Raw genomic sequence first — 16,709 nt, 5'->3', positions numbered from 1 at the left:
TTTTCGAGGCATGCGTGACCTGATAACGTGCCGTCAGACCGCCCGGACCACATGCTTGATTTCCTGAAACGCCGCCAAGCCCCAAGGCCCCAATTCACGGCCGAGACTGCTCTGCTTGTAACCCCCCCACGCCGCCTGGGGGAAAATCACCTGGGGTGCGTTAATCCACACCAGCCCTGCCTGTAACGCGTTGGCCACCTGCTCGGCAGTCGTCGTATCACGGCTGACCACGCTGGCTACCAGGCCGAAACGGCTGTCGTTCGCCAGGGCGATGGCCTGCGCCTGGGTGCTGAAACGGCGTACGCACAGCACTGGCCCGAAGATCTCCTCGCACCACAACGCACTGTCCAGGGGCACGTCAGTGAAGATGGTCGGCTGTAAAAAAAAGCCGCGCGACAGATGCGCGGGACGCTGTCCACCGCACACCAGCGTCGCCCCGACGCTCAAGCCTCGGTCGATGTGCCCCAGCACCCGCTGGTATTGCGCCTGGTTGACCAGCGCGCCCATCTCCACGTCCGGATCGAACGGGTCGGCCACGCGGATCGCCTCGGCGCGGGTCTTGAGCCGTTGCAGGAATTCATCGGCCAGTTCATCGGCGACCAGCACGCGGCTGGTGGCCGAACACATCTGCCCGGCATTGAAGAAACCGCCACCGCAGGCCAGTTCCACCGCCAGGTCCAGATCGGCATCGGCCAGCACCAGCAAGGACGATTTGCCGCCCAACTCCAGGCTCACGCCCTTGACCGTTTCCGCCGCTCGCTGCATCACCTGCACACCCACCGCATTGCTGCCGGTGAAGGAAATCTTCGCCACCCGCGGGTCCGCCGCCAGCGGCGCCCCGACTGCCAGGCCGGTGCCACAGACGAGGTTGAACACCCCGTCGGGCAAACCGCAGCCGGCGATGATCGATGCCAGTTCCAGCTCCGGCAGCGGCGTGACTTCCGAGGGCTTGAGCACCACGCAACAGCCGGCAGCCAGGGCCGGGGCGAGTTTCCAGGCGGTGGTGACCATCGGGAAATTCCACGGCACGATCAAGCCGACCACACCGCAGGGTTCGCGGCGCAGGCGTGCGCTGAAATCAGCGCTGGGCAAGGCCAGCGGACTGTCCTGGCGGGCGTCGAGGCCTTCGGCCAGTTCGGCGTAATACTCGAAGGTGGCGACCACGTCGTCGACATCGATGGCCGCTTCGAACAACGGTTTGCCGTTGTTGCTCGATTGCAGGTGCATCAACCGCTCACGGGCTTCCCGCACGCCAGCGGCGATACGGCGCAGAAGCGCGCCGCGCTCGCTGCCAGAAGTGTTCGACCATGGGCCGAAAGCCTGGGTAGCGGCGTCCAAGGCCTGATCGACGGCGTGTTCGTCGCCGCCATAAACAGTGGTCAGCAGCGCCTCGGTCGCCGGGTTGATCACCCGCAACGGTTGATCGCCGGCCAACCACTCACCGTTGATGTACAGCCCGTCTTGCGTGGTAGGGAAATTCATTTCGACACCTGCGTCATCCAGGTTGCCTGGTCGATTTCGATCAACGTCGGCCCCTGCCGATCGCAAGCGGCGAGCAATGCGGTATGCAGTTGCGCTACGCCGTCGATGGCTTCGGCCGCGCAGCCCAACGCCTTGGCGACACCGATGAAGTCCGGGGTGTAGATGTCCACGCCCACCGGTTCGATGGCGCGGTTGACCATGTATTTCTTGATCTCTTCGTAGCCCTGGTTATTCCACAGCAGCACGATCACCGGTGTGCGCGCCTCCACGGCGCTGGCCAGCTCCGGCAGGGTGAATTGCAAGCCGCCGTCGCCAATCAGGCACACCACCGCCGGGCGACCGTGGCCCAGGTCCTTGCCGCCGAGCCAGGCGCCGATAGCCGCCGGCAAGGCGTAGCCGAGGGTGCCGTAGCCGGTTGACGAGTTGAACCAGCGACGTGGCCGCTCCAGGTTGAAGGTCAGGTTGCCGGTGTACACCGGCTGGGTGGAGTCGCCGACGAATACCGCGTCGGGCAACGCCTGCAAAACGCTGTCGAGAAACAGCGTCTGGGCGCGGGTCGCAGCGTCCCAGCCGCCCTCCAGATCGGCCCGCAACCGCGCGGCGCGTGCAGGGCCCCAATCGCCGCAGCGCTCGGCCAAGGGCTGCGCGTTCAACTCGTCGAGCAGAGCCCGGGCAGCCGTGCGTGCGTCGGCCACCAGGGCCAAGCGCGGTGGATAGTTGCGCACGGTCTGGTCCGGGTCGATGTCGATACGCAGCAACGCGCCGGGGATCTCGAAGCCGCCAGCAAAGGTGATGTCGTAGTCGGTTTCGGCCAGCTCGGTGCCGATCGCCAGCACCACATCCGCCTCGGCCACCAGGGCGCGGGTAGCGACCAGGCTCTGGGTGGAGCCGATCAGCAGGGGATGCCGGGACGGTAGCATCCCCTTGGCGTTGATGGTCAACGCCACGGGCGCGCCGAGGCGTTCGGCCAGTTCGGTCAATTCGGTCGCCGCGTCGAGAGCGCCGCCGCCGGCCAGGATCAAGGGCCGTTTGGCCGACGCCAGCATAGCCGTCATTTGCTCCACGGCACTCGGTGCAGCGCCCGCACGGCTGATGCTCACCGGTGTGCTGGCGAGCAAAGCGTCAGCGTCTTCGACCAAAACATCCAACGGAATTTCGATATGCACCGGTCGCGGCCGCCCGGCCTGGAACAAGGCAAAAGCCCGGGCCAGCACGCCGGGCAATTCAGCAGCGGACATCAGCGTGTGGGAAAACGCCGCCACCCCGCCCACCAGCGCGCTCTGGTTCGGCAATTCATGCAACTTGCCGCGCCCGCCACCCAACTGGTTACGCGACTGCACGCTGGAGATCACCAGCATCGGGATCGAATCGGCGTAGGCCTGGCCCATGGCGGTGGTGATATTGGTCATGCCGGGGCCGGTGATGATGAAGCACACGCCGGGCTTGCCGCTGACCCGCGCGTAGCCGTCAGCCATGAAGCCTGCGCCCTGCTCGTGACGCGGGGTCACATGGCGGATGCTGGAACGGGCCAGCCCGCGGTACAACTCGACGGTGTGCACGCCGGGGATGCCGAACACCTGCTCCACGCCATAACCTTCGAGTAACTTGACCAGTACTTCGCCACACGTCGCCATTGCCATTGCCTTTTTCTTGTAAAGGGCTCCGCACAGCACGCGGCGGGTCCCTTTTTGTTTGGGGAATGGCGTTATTGGAACGGTCCGACCATAGCGGCAACAATGGATAAAAAGTCATACTAGCCATGTCCTCACGTCATGGCTTGGATCCGAAATGAAACGACTTCCCCCGCTGCCGGCGCTCCATACGTTTCTGATCACGGCCCAGTGCTGCAACTTCACCCGGGCCGCCGAGCAGCTGCACATCACCCAGGGCGCGGTGAGCCGACAGATCGCCGGGCTGGAAGATCATTTGGGTTATGCGCTGTTCCAGCGCCAGGCGCGCGGCCTGAGCCTGACCGCCGAGGGCCTGGCGTGGCTGCCACGGGTGCAGCAGGTGTTCAGCCTGATCGGCGAAGCGGTGGAGCAGATCGGTGAAAAGCGCCAGACCCTGCAACTCAAGGCCCCGACCTGTGTGATGCGCTGGCTGCTGCCACGTCTGTTGCAATGGCAGAAGGAACGGCCGGACGTACCGGTGGAGCTGACCACCACGGTCAGGCACGGTGTGGATTTCCAGCGTGAAGCCTTCGACGCCGCGGTGATCTATGGTCCGCCACCCGATGCCTCATTGACGTGCCTGCACCTGTTCGATGAACAACTGACGCCTGTCTGTTCTCGCCCGGTCCTGGAAGGCTCCGTACCTCTGCGTGAACCCGCCGACCTGCAACAACACCTGCTGTTGCACCCCACCCGTGACGAGCGCGACTGGAACGCCTGGCTGGAAGCGGCCGATGTGCACTTGAGCAATGTCAGCAAGGGCCAGCACTTCGAAACCCTGGACCTGGCGATGTCCATGGCCTCCCAGGGCACAGGCGTGGCGATTGGCGACTGGTCGTTGATCGGCGACGACCTGAGCGCCGGCAGGCTGGTGATGCCGTTCGAGCTGAAGGTCCAGACCGGGCTGGGCTATCACCTGGTGCACCCGCGCAAGCCCGAGTCATCGGGGCCGTTGCAGGAATTGATGAGGTGGTTGGTGGAGCAGGCTCAAGCGCGGTAGAGGCTGACCCTCCCCCTTCAAAGGTGAATGAAACTGTGGCGAGGGAGCTTGCTCCCGCTGGGTTGCAAAGCAACCCCATAATCTACCCAGCCACCTTGATGCCTCGGGCTGAACCCTAGGGGCTGCTGCGCAGCCCAGCGGGAGCAAGCTCCCTCGCCACAAAAGCCCAGTCCTTTAAAAAGAAGGTGCTATCAGAGCAGATTCGGCGCCTGCACCGGCTCGATCTGCGCCCAGTGCGAAGTGTCTTCGCGATGCTGCTGCAGGTACGGCAAAACCGCCCCCAGCAACGGTGCCTTGAATGCATCCTGGAAGCGATGGGCCAGGCCCGGGATCAGTTTCAATTGACTGCCTTGGATGTGCGCCGCCAAGTGCACGCCGTGCATCACTGGCAGCAAAGGGTCGGCGGTGCCGTGGACCACCAGGGTCGGCACTCGCAGTTGGTTGAGCAGCGCCACCCGGCTCGGCTCGGCCATGATCGCCATGATCTGGCGCTTCACGCCTTCGGGATTGAAGGCCCGGTCATAGGCCACGGCAGCCTGATGCAGCAATACCTGGCGATCATCCACCACCATCGGACTGCCCAGCGCGGCCAGCAGGTCGGCCTGTTGTTGCAATGCCGCTTCGCGATTCGGCGCACTGCGGCGCGATAGCAACTGCACCAGCGCGGCGCTGGGTGCGGGCAGGCCTTCGGCACCGGAACTGGTCATGATCAGGGTCAGGCTTTCGACCCGCTGCGGCGCCATGGCGGCCATGTGCTGGGCGATCATCCCGCCCATGCTCACACCCAACACGTGGAAGCTTTGCACCTGCAAGGCATCCATCAACCCCAGCCCGTCGTCAGCCATATCGGTCAAGGTATAAGGCGCGGCCACGGGCAAGCCGAGCTTGTAACGCAGGGCTTCGAAGGTCAGGTTGGCGCTGCCGGGCGCCTGGCGCCAGGTGGACAGGCCGACGTCGCGGTTGTCGTAGCGGATCACCCGGAAACCTTGCTCGCACAAGGCGACCACCACTTCATCCGGCCAATGGATCAACTGCCCGCCCAGGCCCATCACCAGCAGCAATGCCGGATCGGAAGCACGGCCAACGCTCTGGTAGGCCAGGCTCACCTGATCCAGATCGACACGTTGGGTCGCAACATTGACATCACAACGAGACGCCGCCATCGACGGCAGGCCGAAAAACAACGCGGCCAGGAAAATGAATACACGCATGAAGAAACACCGAAACGCAGAACCCCAGTAGAGCGCGAGTCTGATGAAGTTTGTTCAAGCGCGCTGCCACAGTTGCGTGACAGTTTGATGAAGATTGCCGAGTGGTTGCCTGCGCGAAGGATGTATCTGTGGGAAAGGATGTATCTGTGGGAGCAAAGCTTGCTCGCGATACAGGCACCTCGATTCCAGAAAGATCGCGTTGGCTTCATCGCGAGCAAGCTTTGCTCCCACAAGTCCCGGCTCAAGGTACCGGTTTCAGGCCAGCTGGCTGCGCAACTGCCGCGCCGCCGCCACCATGTTCACCAACGCCGCTTCCGTCTCCGGCCAGCCCCGGGTTTTCAGCCCGCAGTCAGGGTTGACCCACAGCCGCTCAGGCGCGATTCGTTTCACTGCCTTGCTCATCAGCGCGATCATCTCGGCGGTGTCCGGCACCCGTGGCGAGTGGATGTCGTAGACGCCCGGACCGATGTCATTGGGGTAGTCGAAGGCCTCGAACGCGTCGAGCAGTTCCATGTCCGAGCGCGAGGTTTCGATGGTGATGACATCGGCGTCCATGTCGGCGATGGCCTGGATCACGTCGTTGAATTCGCTATAGCACATGTGGGTATGGATCTGGGTTTCGTCGCCCACGCCCGATGCGCTCAAGCGGAAGGCCTCCACGGCCCAGTCCAGGTACGCCTGCCATTGCCCGCGACGCAAAGGCAGACCTTCGCGGAACGCCGCCTCGTCGATCTGCACGATCTTGATCCCGGCCTTTTCCAGGTCCAGCACTTCGTCGCGCAGGGCCAGGGCCAGTTGTCGGGCCTGGACCTGGCGCGACACGTCTTCGCGGGGGAACGACCACATCAGCATGGTCACGGGACCGGTGAGCATGCCTTTCATGACCTTGTCGGTCAGGCTTTGCGCGTAGCGGATCCAGTCGACGGTCATGGCATTCGGTCGGCTGACGTCTCCATAAATGATCGCCGGCTTCACGCAACGCGAGCCATAGCTCTGCACCCAGCCGAAACGGGTGAAGGCGTAGCCGTCCAGTTGCTCGGCGAAGTATTCCACCATGTCGTTGCGCTCGGCTTCACCGTGCACCAGCACATCCAGGCCCAGGCGTTCCTGGATCTGCACGGCATGGCGGATCTCGGTATGCATGGCATCCTGATAATCGTTGGCCGACAGCTTGCCTTGCTTATAAGCCTGACGCGCCAGGCGGATCGCCGGGGTCTGCGGGAAGGAGCCGATGGTGGTGGTGGGAAAAGGGGGCAGTTTCAGTCGGGCACGCTGCTTCTCGATGCGCTTGGCAAACGGCGAACACCGCTGGCTGTCCTGTGGCCCGATGGCCGCCAGGCGCGCCTGAACCTCGGCTTTATGAATGCGCGTCGAGCTGGCGCGACCGGTCTGCACGTCACGGCTGACGGCCAGGGCCTGCTGTACACCCGGGGCCTGTGGATCGTTGAGCGCATCGCGCAACACCGCCACCTCACCGCACTTCTGCACGGCAAAGGCCAGCCAGCTTTTGAGTTCCGGATCGAGCCGGTCTTCGCGTTCCAGGTCCACCGGGCTGTGCAACAGCGAGCACGAAGTGCTGACCCAGAGGTTGTCGCCAAAGCGCTCCTGGGCCGGTTGCAGTTGCGCCAGCGCCTGTTCCAGCTCGCAGCGCCAAATGTTGCGACCATTGACCAGGCCCACCGAGAGAATCTTGTAGGTCGGCAGGCGGTCCAGCACTTGGCCCAATTGTTCCGGGGCGCGCACCGCGTCGATGTGCAAGCCGTCCACCGGCAGGCTCACCGCCAGGCCGAGGTTGTCTTCCAGGCCACTGAAATAAGTCGCCACCAGTTTTTTCAGCGGCGAATACTGGAGGATGTGATAGGCACGCTCGAACGCGCTTTTCCAGGCCTGGGGCAGGTCGAGGGTGAGGATCGGTTCGTCGATCTGCACCCACTCCACGCCCTGAGCCTTGAGCCGATTGAGGATTTCCCCGTAGACCGGCAACAGACGCTCCAGCAGGCCGAGCTTGTCGAAATCCGCACCCTTGGCCTTGCCCAGCCACAAGTAGGTCAACGGGCCGATGATTACCGGTTTGACCTGATGGCCCAAGGCATGGGCCTCGTCCACTTCATCGAACAACTGCTCCCAGCTCAGGGCGAAGGTCTGGTCGGCGGAAAATTCCGGGACCAGGTAGTGGTAGTTAGTGTCGAACCACTTGGTCAGCTCCTGGGCGTATTGCGCCTGGCCGTGGTCGGCATTGCAGCAACTGGCCGTGGCGCCACGGGCCATGGCGAACAGGGTGTCGAGGGTCGGTCGGCCCTGGGCATTCAAGGTGCCGTGGAAACGTTGTGGGACGGCGCCCAGGGTCAAGGTATGGCCCAGCACCTGGTCGTACCAGGCAAAGTCGCCGACGGGCAGCAGGTCAATGCCGGCGTCTTTCTGCAATTGCCAGTGCCGGGCCCGCAGTTCGCGTCCCACCGCTTGCAGCGCGGCCGGGGCCAGGTCGCCCTTCCAGTAGGCTTCGAGGGCTTTTTTCAGTTCGCGGTCGGCGCCGATGCGGGGAAAACCGAGGGTGTGGGCCAGGGCCATGGTGTGCGTCCTCCTATAAAAGATGGCGCTATTGTCGACAGCACGGCCCACATGAGACAAACTCAACATTTTCGTGTTGATCACAAGTTTTACTCATGGAGCCCACGGTGCTTGAACTCCGTCACCTCAAGACCCTGCACGCCCTGCGCGAAGCCGACAGCCTGGTCGAAGCCGCCGAACGCCTGCACCTGACCCAGTCCGCTCTCTCCCACCAGTTCAAGGAACTGGAAGAGCGCCTGGGCATGCAGTTGTTCGTGCGCAAGACCAAGCCCGTGCGCTTCACCAGCGCCGGCCTGCGCCTGTTGCAACTGGCCGATGCCGCCCTGCCGTTGCTGCGCAGTGCTGAACGGGACATCGCCCGCTTGGCTGGCGGCACCGCCGGGCGCCTGCACATGGCCATCGAGTGCCATAGCTGCTTCCAGTGGTTGATGCCGACCATCGACCAGTTCCGCGATGCCTGGCCGGAAGTCGAACTGGACCTGGCCTCGGGCTTCGCCTTCGCTCCATTGCCGGCCCTGGCCCGGGGCGACCTCGACCTGGTGGTGACCTCCGACCCGCTGGAGCTGGCCGGCATCACGTACGTGCCGCTGTTCACCTACGAAGCGATGCTCGCCGTCGCCAACCAGCATCGGCTGGCGGGCAAGCCCTACATCGTGCCCGAGGACCTGATCAGCGAAACCCTGATCACCTACCCGGTGGAGCGCGACCGGCTGGACATCTTCACCCGTTTCCTGGAACCGGCCGACATCGAACCGGCCCAGGTCCGTACCTCTGAATTGACGGTGATGATGATGCAACTGGTGGCCAGCGGCCGTGGCGTCTGCGGCATGCCGCACTGGGCCCTGCATGAATACAGCTCGCGGGGTTACGTGAAGGCCAAGCGGCTGGGGGAGAAAGGCTTGTTTGCCACGCTGTATGCGGCGGTGCGGACCGACATGCTCGACGCGCCGTACATGCGCGATTTTCTGCTGACGGCCAAGGACACCTCGTTTTCGACATTGGATGGGGTCAGTGCCGTGCGCTGACTGGCGGCCTTTGTGGCGAGGGGATTTATCCCCGCTGGGCTGCGAAGCAGCCCCCAAGCCAGGCAGCTCGGTGTGTCAGGAAGATTGAGTTCACTGCTTTAGGGCCGCTTCGCAGCCCAACGGGGATAAATCCCCTCGCCACAAAAGCGCAACGGTCATGGTCACAGGGATTAGAGTTCGAGCCACATGTGGATTTTGTCCAGGTATTGGTCGTCCACGCGGATCGCCATTGGCTCGAGGCCGTACAGGACGAAGCCGCAGCGCTGGTAGAGCTTGACCGCCGGGTCGTTGCCGGCGGTGACGGTCAGTTGCACCAGGCGCAGAAAGGGATAGCGCCGGGCTTCGTCGAGGGCGGCCTGCACCAGTTGGTAGCCGAGCCCGCGATGGCGATGCTCATCGGCGACGTACATGCCGAACAGCAACGCCTTGTGCCGGGCTTTTTCCCGGGGCTCCAGGGCCAGGCCGACGATGCCGACCAACGCTTGCTCGACAAACGCCCCCAGCAGCACATCGAACCGGCTGCCCAGGCGCGATTCCCACCAGTTGATGGGCAACTTCGCCCGCTCGTTGACGCTGGAGGTGAAGGCCTGCGGATGCAGGGCGTACGCCTGGAGCATCAGTTGGCGATACACCTGGGCATCGCCGGCCCGCAACCGTCGGATGCTCACGCCGAACGCCGTTGCTCAAACATCAGGCGCAACGCCAGCGCACCGAGCACAAACCCCATGAAGTAACGCTGCGCCGCCAGCCAGGTCGGGTTGTGGACGAACCACGAGGCAATGCCGGCAGCGAACAGGGCAATCAACAGGTTGACGCTGAAACTGACGCTGATCTGGGTCAGCCCCAGGACAATGCTCTGGGTGAACAGTGAACCGTGTTCCGGGCTGATGAACTGCGGGAACACCGACAGATAGAACACCGCGATCTTGGGATTCAGCGCGCTGGTGAGAAACCCCATGGTGATCAACTTGCGCGTCGAGTCCGCAGGCAATTGCTGGGCCTCGAAGGGCGAACGCGCGCCGGGCTTCACGGCCTGCCAGGCCAGCCACAACAGGTACAGCGCACCGGCCCATTTCAACAACTCATAGGCCACGGGCACCGCCAGGAACACCGCCGTCAACCCGGCGGCGGCGGCGAACATGTGCACGAAGAACCCCGCCACCACTCCCAGCAGGGAGGTGACGCCGGCCTTGCGGCCCTGGCAGATCGAACGGGAGATCAGGTAAATCATGTTTGGGCCAGGCGTCAGTACCATCAGCAACGCGGCGGCGGCGAAAATCAACAGGTCCGGCAGTGGAATCATGAGCATCAGTCCTTGAGGCGTGAATCAGCAGGTGGCGAGATGTGTCGCTCGATAAAACGGCAGGATCACCTCGCCTGTCAACGGTGCCAGCACAAGATCATTGTCACCGGCCGGGTCGATCCAGCAAATCTCTTCAATCTCGGCAGCCGGCGAAACCGGCGCGTCGATGCGTAGCAAAAACACCTCGGCCTGCACGACGAACCCCGGTTCGTTGGCCGCCGGAGCGCTGAACACGCCCAGGTGCCGGGCCTGTGCCGGGTCGATCTGTAAGCCAAGCTCCTCTTCCAATTCACGGGCCAGCGCCTGCACCGGCTGCTCATGGGCCTCGATCTTGCCGCCCGGCTGCATGAAGGCCTGGGTGCCGCGCTTGCGCACCAGCAGGGTTCGCCCGTCCGACCCGAGCAGCAGGGCGGCGGCGATACGGATGAGGGGGAGTGGTCATGGGAGATCAAAGCCTTGGGCGGGGAAATGCCGGGGAGATTACAGACCAGGACGGAGGGAGAAAAGCCTGGCACCCGTTTCGGCACACGCACAGCCCCCTGTGGGAGCGAGCCTGCTCGCGATGACGGAGTGTCAGTCGATTTCTTTTTAAACTGATACGCCGCCATCGCGAGCAGGCTCGCTCCCACAAGGAATCGCAGTGACCGCTAGAGGTCTGTCACCCCAAAATCGGCTTCGGCACCGAAGGGTCGGCCTCCTCGGGGATTTTGACGAACACGCTGTACCGGGCCCCCCCTCCATCGCTTCGAAGGCGATGAGTTTTTCCACCAGTGGAGCGCTCAGGACCTTGCCGGCGTTGAGCAACAGCATGCCGTTGTCGGCGTTGAGGTTACGCGCCAGGATCATGCCCGCCGCCAGTTCCCGGGTATTCATGACCTTCACCGTCGGGTCCGACAAGGTCACGTCTTCCAGGTATTCGCCACAGGCCTTGATGAAGTCCTCGATCATGTCCGGGTCGTATAGCTTGCCGGCGTATTTGCGGATGTAGACCAGCGCTTCGTCACTGTTCATCTGCCGTTCGAGTATCAAGCCACGTTGCAGCTCGATGAAGTCCACCGCCAGTTTCAACAGCCGCGAACCGAACGGAATGGCATCGCCCTTTAGGTGCTCGGGGAAACCGCTGCCGTCCCAACGCTCCTGGTGGTGGCGAATGATCCGCGCTGCGTCCTTCATAGGGTCCAGGGTCATCAGCAGCGATTCGCTCTGCTTCGGATAGGCGCGGTACAGCTCGAGCTCAGTGTGGTGCAGCATGTCGGCGGGCGTGACCATCATGTTGTCGGTCCAGCTCAGCTTGCCGATGTTGTAGAGCGCCGCGGCCATGGTCAGGTCGCGGTCGGTGGACTCATCGAGGAAATGCAGCCGGCTGTAGACCCTGATCAACTCGATGATCTGCCGGTTGGTCTGCTTGGCCTTGGGCAGGCGCAGGTTGGCGATCAGCGAAAACACCTCGGTGCTGGTCACATAACTGCGCTTGAGCTCGTCATAGGCCAGGTCGAGCATGTCGGCGGTCTGCTGCAACTCGGAGGTGCGCGACGCCACGCGTTTTTCCAGGGTGGCGTTAAGGGTCTTGAGTTGCTGGTTCTGCTCGCGATTCAGCGCTTCGAGGCGCTGGCGCTCGCTTTCGGAATGCTGGTGAGCCAGGGCCTGGCGCAGGGCCTGCACCAATTCCTCATCGTTCCAGGGCTTGCTGAGGTAGCGATAAAGCTGCCCCTCGTTGATGGCCTTGGTCATCATGTCCACATCGGCATAACCGGTGAGCAGGATGCGCAAGGTCGATGGATACAACTTGCGGATCTCGGCCAGCAGCGTGGCGCCATCCATGTTCGGCATACGCGCGTCGGTCATCACCAGGTCGACCGGCCGTTCCTCGAGGATTTCCAGGGCCTTGGCACCACTGTCGGCCAGCAGGATTTCGTATGGCTGACTGCGCAATAGCCGACGCAGGCTATTGAGAATCGACTCTTCGTCATCGACCAGCAGCACCGTCGGCTTCTTTACCGGAACGTCCGGCGATTGATCTTCCATTTGAAACCCCCTCCTAATTCACGACAACCGTTCTACCTTAGCCCCAAAATACAGGCTAGTAGATTGCGAAAATTTAGACACATTTGCCATCAGTGCACGAGCGCATCCCGATCAGACAGCTATGCTGTACCCCATGAAGGGCCATGTACAGGCCGAATACTCATGCCAGCGAAAGGGATATCAGATGTTTCCAGGGTTCTATAGTCCGCATCAAGACGGTGCACGGCCATGAGCCTGCCGTTGGATAAAACCAATCGGCGGATCCTGATCGTCGATGACACCCCGACCATCCATGAGGATTTTCGCAAGATCCTCAGCCCCCAGATGAACGCCGAAGACAACCTGAGCAGCGCTGAAGAGGCCCTGTTCGGCGCGCCGGTGGCCGTCGCCAGCACCAGTTTCGTGCTCGAATCGGCGTTCCAGGGCATGGAAGCCTTGAACAAGGTCGAAACGGCACTGGCCCAGGGGCAGCCCTTCGCCATGGCGTTCATCGACATGCGCATGCCGCCGGGCTGGGACGGCCTGGAAACCATCGAACGGCTGTGGCGCGCCGACCCCAAGCTGCAAGTGGCCCTGTGCACGGCTTACTCGGATTATTCCTGGGAAGACATCGCCGATCGCCTGGACCTGGGCGACCGCTTGCTCATCCTGAAAAAGCCCTTCGACGCCATCGAGATCCGCCAGATGGCCAGTACCTTGACCGTCAAATGGCAGATGACCGAGGACGCGGCGCTGAAAATGGACATGCTCGAGCGCGCGGTCGAGGAGCGCACCCGGGAACTGGCCGACGCCAACATCATCGTGCAAAACAGCCCGACCATTCTCTATCGCCTGCGGGGCGAGCCACCGTTTCCATTGATGTACATCTCCCACAACATCACCAAGTTCGGTCATTCCGCGGCGCAACTGACCAACGCGCCGGATTGGGCGCAAACCCTGATCCACCCCGACGACCAGGACAAAGTCCATGAGGCCATGGTCCGCGTCCTGGACCGCGACACCGCGGGGGCTTCCATCGAGTTTCGCATGCGCACCGGCGACGACACGTTCCGCTGGGTGGAGAACCGCTACATACCGGTGCGCAACGATCAGGGCCTGTTGCTGGAAGTGGAAGGCATCATCCTCGACATCACCGAGCGCAAGCTGGCCGAAGAGAAGATCGCCCTGCTGGCCCGCACCGACGGCCTGACCGGGCTGGCCAACCGTGCCACGGTGATCGAGCGCCTGCACCAGGCCTTCGCCGCCGCTCGTCGGGGAGCGGCGCCGTTTGCCATGTTCTACCTGGACCTGGACCACTTCAAACGGATCAACGATACCTTGGGCCACCCCATCGGTGACCTGCTGTTGCAGGAGGTCGCCGCCCGGATCAAGGCCTGTACCCGGGAAAACGACGTGGTGGCGCGCCTGGGCGGCGATGAATTCGCCCTGCTGCAACTGGACGTCCATGAAGCGACCCACTGCGCCGCGCTGGCGGCCAAGATCCGCGATGCCCTCGTGGCGCCGTATTCCCTGGACGGCAACGACGTGCGGATCTCGGTGAGCATTGGCATCGCCCTGTACACCCCGCAGAGCCTGAGTGCCGACAGCCTGATGGCGCAGTCCGACATGGCTCTGTACCGTTCCAAGGAAAAGGGCCGCAACCAGTACCATTTCCATAACGAGGAGATCAATCAGGAGGTTACCGACCGGGTCGCCCTCGCCAATGACCTGCGCCAAGCGGTCGAAAACAATGAGCTGCAACTGCACTACCTGCCGGAAGTCGACCTTGGCACCGGCAAGATCCTCGGCATGGGCGTGCAAGTGCGCTGGAACCACCCCGAACGTGGCTGGCTGGAGCCCGCGGCCTTCATGCCGGCCGCCGAGAAGACCGGGATCATCATTGGCCTGGGGCATTGGGTGCTGGACCAGGCCTGCCAACAGATGCGCCAGTGGCGCGACCAGGGCATGGCGCCCCCGGTGATCGCCATCGACCTGTCCCTGACCCAACTCAAGACCGGCCCGGAACTGATCTACGATGTGCTGCGCACCACCGCGCGCTGGGAACTGGCGCCCTGGGACCTGCGCTTCGACGTCACCGAAGCCACCCTCGCCCAGACCAAGTGGACCCACAACGACGTCTTGCCACGCCTCTGCGAATTGGGCGTGCAGATCGCCATCGATGACTTCGGCACCGAGTACTCCTCGTTCGATTACCTCAAGACCTACCGGGTCAACCACCTCAAGCTCGCCCAGCGTTTCCTCGACAGCGCCAACGCCGACCCCGAGAACGCCACGACGCTGCGGGCGATCATCAACTTCGCCCGGGACGTGGGCATCGGAATCATCGCCGAGGGCGTCGAGACCCAGGAGCAGCGCACTACGCTGATGTCCAGTGGCGGAGCGATGCAGGCCCAGGGGCATTACTTCAGTACCGTGGTCGACAGCGGCCAGGCCGCCGAACTGCTCAAGGCCGGCACCATCGTTCCGGCGACGGACCACTGGACTCGACCTGCGAGCCAGCTATCGGAGAGCAATCCATGAACCCCATGTCGGTCCCTGCCAACCGGCGGATCCTGGTGGTGGACGATACGCCGGCAATCCATCAGGACTTTCGCAAGATCCTCAGCCCCAGCGCCGGCAGCGATGACTCACTGGACGACACCGAGAGCCTGCTGTTCGGCACCCCGCAGGTCAACCGGCTGCAATTCCAGATCGACTCGGCCTATCAGGGTGAAGAAGCGCTGGAACTGGTCAAGCGCGCCCAGGCCGAAGGCCAGCCCTATGCGCTGGTGTTCGCCGACATGCGCATGCCCCCGGGCTGGGACGGCCTGCAAACCATCGAGCAACTGTGGAAAGCCGACCCGCGCCTGCAAATCGCCCTGTGCACGGCGTTCTCGGATTATTCCTGGGAAACCATGTCCGAACGGATCGAGTTCGACGACCAACTGCTGATCCTCAAGAAACCCTTCGACACCCTGGAAATCCGTCAGATGGCCAGCGCCATGACCTGGAAATGGCAACTGGCCCAGGATGCCGCGAGGAAAATGCGCAGCCTGGAGCGCACGATTGAAGAGCGGGTCCAGGAACTGCTCAAGGTGTCTCACTTGTTGCAGTACGACGTGCTCACCGAGCTGCCCAACAGCATGTTGCTCGGCGATCGCCTGACCCAGGCAATGGCGCAGTGTCGCAGACATGACCGGCAACTGGCGGTGATGTTCATCGGCCTGGACCGTTTCAAGCGCGTCAATAATGCGCTGGGACATCCGGTGGGCGACGAAATGCTCAAGCGGGTGGCCCGGGGGCTGGCAACCGTGGTGCGTGAATCCGATTCGGTGTTCCGCTACGGCTCGGATGAATTCGTGGTAATCGCGGGGGACATCGTCGACGCGCAGCAAACCAAAGGCGTGGCCGAAAAACTGCTGGCGGCCATCAGCACCCCGCAGCCCATTGACGGCCATGACCTGAGCGTCACCGCCAGCCTGGGCATCAGCGTGTACCCAACCGACGGTTTCGACGCCGTGGCGCTGATCAAGAAAGCCGAGACGGCGATGCGCAACGTCAAGGAAACCGGGCCCAACGACTACCGTTTCTTCACCGAAGACATGAACCGCCGGGCGCGGCAGCAGCAGACCATCGAATCCGGCCTGCGCCTGGGCCTGCAACGCAAGGAATTCGTGTTGCATTACCAACCCAAGCTCGACCTCAAGAGCGGCAAGGTGGTGGGGGTCGAGGCGCTGGTACGCTGGAACAGGCCGGATCATGGCCTGGTCTATCCGTCGGATTTCATTCCGGTCGCCGAGGACAGTGGCCTGATCGTTCCGCTGAGCCAATGGGTGCTTCAGGAAGCCTGCCAACAGGCCTGCCGTTGGCAAGCCCAGGGAATGCGGCCGCTGTACTTGTCGGTGAACATCTCGGCCATCGATTTTCGCCAGCGCGGCTTCGTCGACGGCATTGCCCGCACCCTCAAGGAAACCGGCCTGGACCCGACACAGTTAGAACTGGAGATCACTGAAAGCGTACTGATGCAGAACGTCGATACCACGGTCGCCATCCTCAAGGCCATCAAGCAACTGGGGATACGCCTGGCCATCGACGACTTCGGCACCGGCTATTCGAGCCTGAGCTACCTGCAGAAATTTCCGGTGGATGTGTTGAAGATCGACCAGTCGTTCGTCGGTGACCTGAGCATCGACAGCAACGACGCCAAGCTGGTGAGCACCATCATCAGCCTGGGCAAGAGCCTGAACCTGCACATCATTGCCGAAGGTGTGGAGACCCTCGAGCAATTGGAGTTTCTCAAGAAACACCAATGCGAGGAGGTCCAGGGTTATTACTTCAGCAAGGCCGTGGAACCGCAGGCCTTCGCCGACTGGATGATCGAGTGGGAAAAACGCCAGAACCCGTTTTCGTGAACACCTGAGTGTCATCAACCAAAGTTTCAAGGAA

11 protein-coding genes and 1 pseudogene are annotated in these 16,709 nt (G+C 62.9%); 4 read left to right on the top strand and 8 right to left on the bottom strand.

What is annotated here, in order from left to right; translation table 11 throughout:
- Nucleotides 1–33: 33 nt before the first annotated feature.
- Both GN234_RS24550 and GN234_RS24545 read right to left on the bottom strand, forming a co-directional pair.
- Entirely contained in the window at nt 34–1,482 is a 1,449-nt protein-coding gene (locus tag GN234_RS24550; RefSeq protein WP_176689202.1) for an aldehyde dehydrogenase family protein, read from the bottom strand.
- Nucleotides 1,479–3,116, bottom strand: coding sequence for a 5-guanidino-2-oxopentanoate decarboxylase (locus GN234_RS24545; protein ID WP_109753760.1), 1,638 nt, complete (start codon nt 3,114–3,116; stop codon nt 1,479–1,481). The genes GN234_RS24550 and GN234_RS24545 overlap by 4 nt, the downstream gene beginning before the upstream one ends.
- Before the next feature lie 154 nt (nt 3,117–3,270).
- On the opposite strand from GN234_RS24545, the gene GN234_RS24540 reads away from it, so the two are divergent.
- Nucleotides 3,271–4,152 (top strand): LysR substrate-binding domain-containing protein, encoded by an 882-nt coding sequence (locus GN234_RS24540; protein ID WP_176689201.1) that lies wholly within the window; start codon nt 3,271–3,273, stop codon nt 4,150–4,152.
- A 191-nt stretch (nt 4,153–4,343) separates the two neighbouring features.
- On the opposite strand, the gene GN234_RS24535 is transcribed toward GN234_RS24540, so the two are convergent.
- Both GN234_RS24535 and metE read right to left on the bottom strand, forming a co-directional pair.
- Nucleotides 4,344–5,363, bottom strand: a complete 1,020-nt coding sequence (locus GN234_RS24535) for an alpha/beta fold hydrolase (RefSeq protein WP_109753758.1) — start codon at nt 5,361–5,363, stop codon at nt 4,344–4,346.
- 255 nt (nt 5,364–5,618) lie between these two features.
- On the bottom strand, nt 5,619–7,931 hold the full coding sequence (gene metE / locus GN234_RS24530; RefSeq protein WP_176689200.1) for a 5-methyltetrahydropteroyltriglutamate--homocysteine S-methyltransferase: 2,313 nt from the start codon (nt 7,929–7,931) through the stop codon (nt 5,619–5,621).
- A 107-nt stretch (nt 7,932–8,038) separates the two neighbouring features.
- Here metE and metR point away from each other — a divergent pair, with 107 nt between their 5' ends.
- Nucleotides 8,039–8,956, top strand: a complete 918-nt coding sequence (metR, locus tag GN234_RS24525) for a transcriptional regulator MetR (RefSeq protein WP_060740854.1) — start codon at nt 8,039–8,041, stop codon at nt 8,954–8,956.
- A 170-nt stretch (nt 8,957–9,126) separates the two neighbouring features.
- On the opposite strand, the gene GN234_RS24520 is transcribed toward metR, so the two are convergent.
- From GN234_RS24520 to GN234_RS24505, 4 genes and pseudogenes are all read right to left on the bottom strand, one after another.
- On the bottom strand, nt 9,127–9,624 hold the full coding sequence (locus GN234_RS24520; RefSeq protein ID WP_109753756.1) for a GNAT family N-acetyltransferase: 498 nt from the start codon (nt 9,622–9,624) through the stop codon (nt 9,127–9,129).
- On the bottom strand, nt 9,621–10,259 hold the full coding sequence (locus tag GN234_RS24515) for a LysE family translocator (protein ID WP_109753755.1): 639 nt from the start codon (nt 10,257–10,259) through the stop codon (nt 9,621–9,623). Before GN234_RS24515 ends, GN234_RS24520 begins: the two co-directional genes overlap by 4 nt.
- 24 nt (nt 10,260–10,283) lie before the next feature.
- Nucleotides 10,284–10,685, bottom strand: coding sequence for an NUDIX hydrolase (locus tag GN234_RS24510; protein ID WP_176689631.1), 402 nt, complete (start codon nt 10,683–10,685; stop codon nt 10,284–10,286).
- Between the two features lie 232 nt (nt 10,686–10,917).
- Nucleotides 10,918–12,284: pseudogene (locus GN234_RS24505) on the bottom strand (HD domain-containing phosphohydrolase).
- A gap of 228 nt (nt 12,285–12,512) precedes the next feature.
- Here GN234_RS24505 and GN234_RS24500 point away from each other — a divergent pair.
- Nucleotides 12,513–14,804, top strand: a complete 2,292-nt coding sequence (locus tag GN234_RS24500) for a GGDEF/EAL domain-containing response regulator (RefSeq protein WP_176689199.1) — start codon at nt 12,513–12,515, stop codon at nt 14,802–14,804.
- Complete coding sequence (locus tag GN234_RS24495; protein ID WP_116833357.1) at nt 14,801–16,675, top strand: two-component system response regulator; 1,875 nt, start codon at nt 14,801–14,803, stop codon at nt 16,673–16,675. Before GN234_RS24500 ends, GN234_RS24495 begins: the two co-directional genes overlap by 4 nt.
- The last annotated feature ends 34 nt before the right edge of the window (nt 16,676–16,709 follow it).

Origin of the sequence: Pseudomonas bijieensis, assembly GCF_013347965.1 — a bacterium.
GTDB classification, from domain to species: Bacteria; Pseudomonadota; Gammaproteobacteria; order Pseudomonadales; family Pseudomonadaceae; genus Aquipseudomonas; species Aquipseudomonas bijieensis.
The sequence above is the reverse complement of the archived record's forward strand: the minus strand, read 5'-3'. Positions and strand labels throughout refer to the sequence as shown.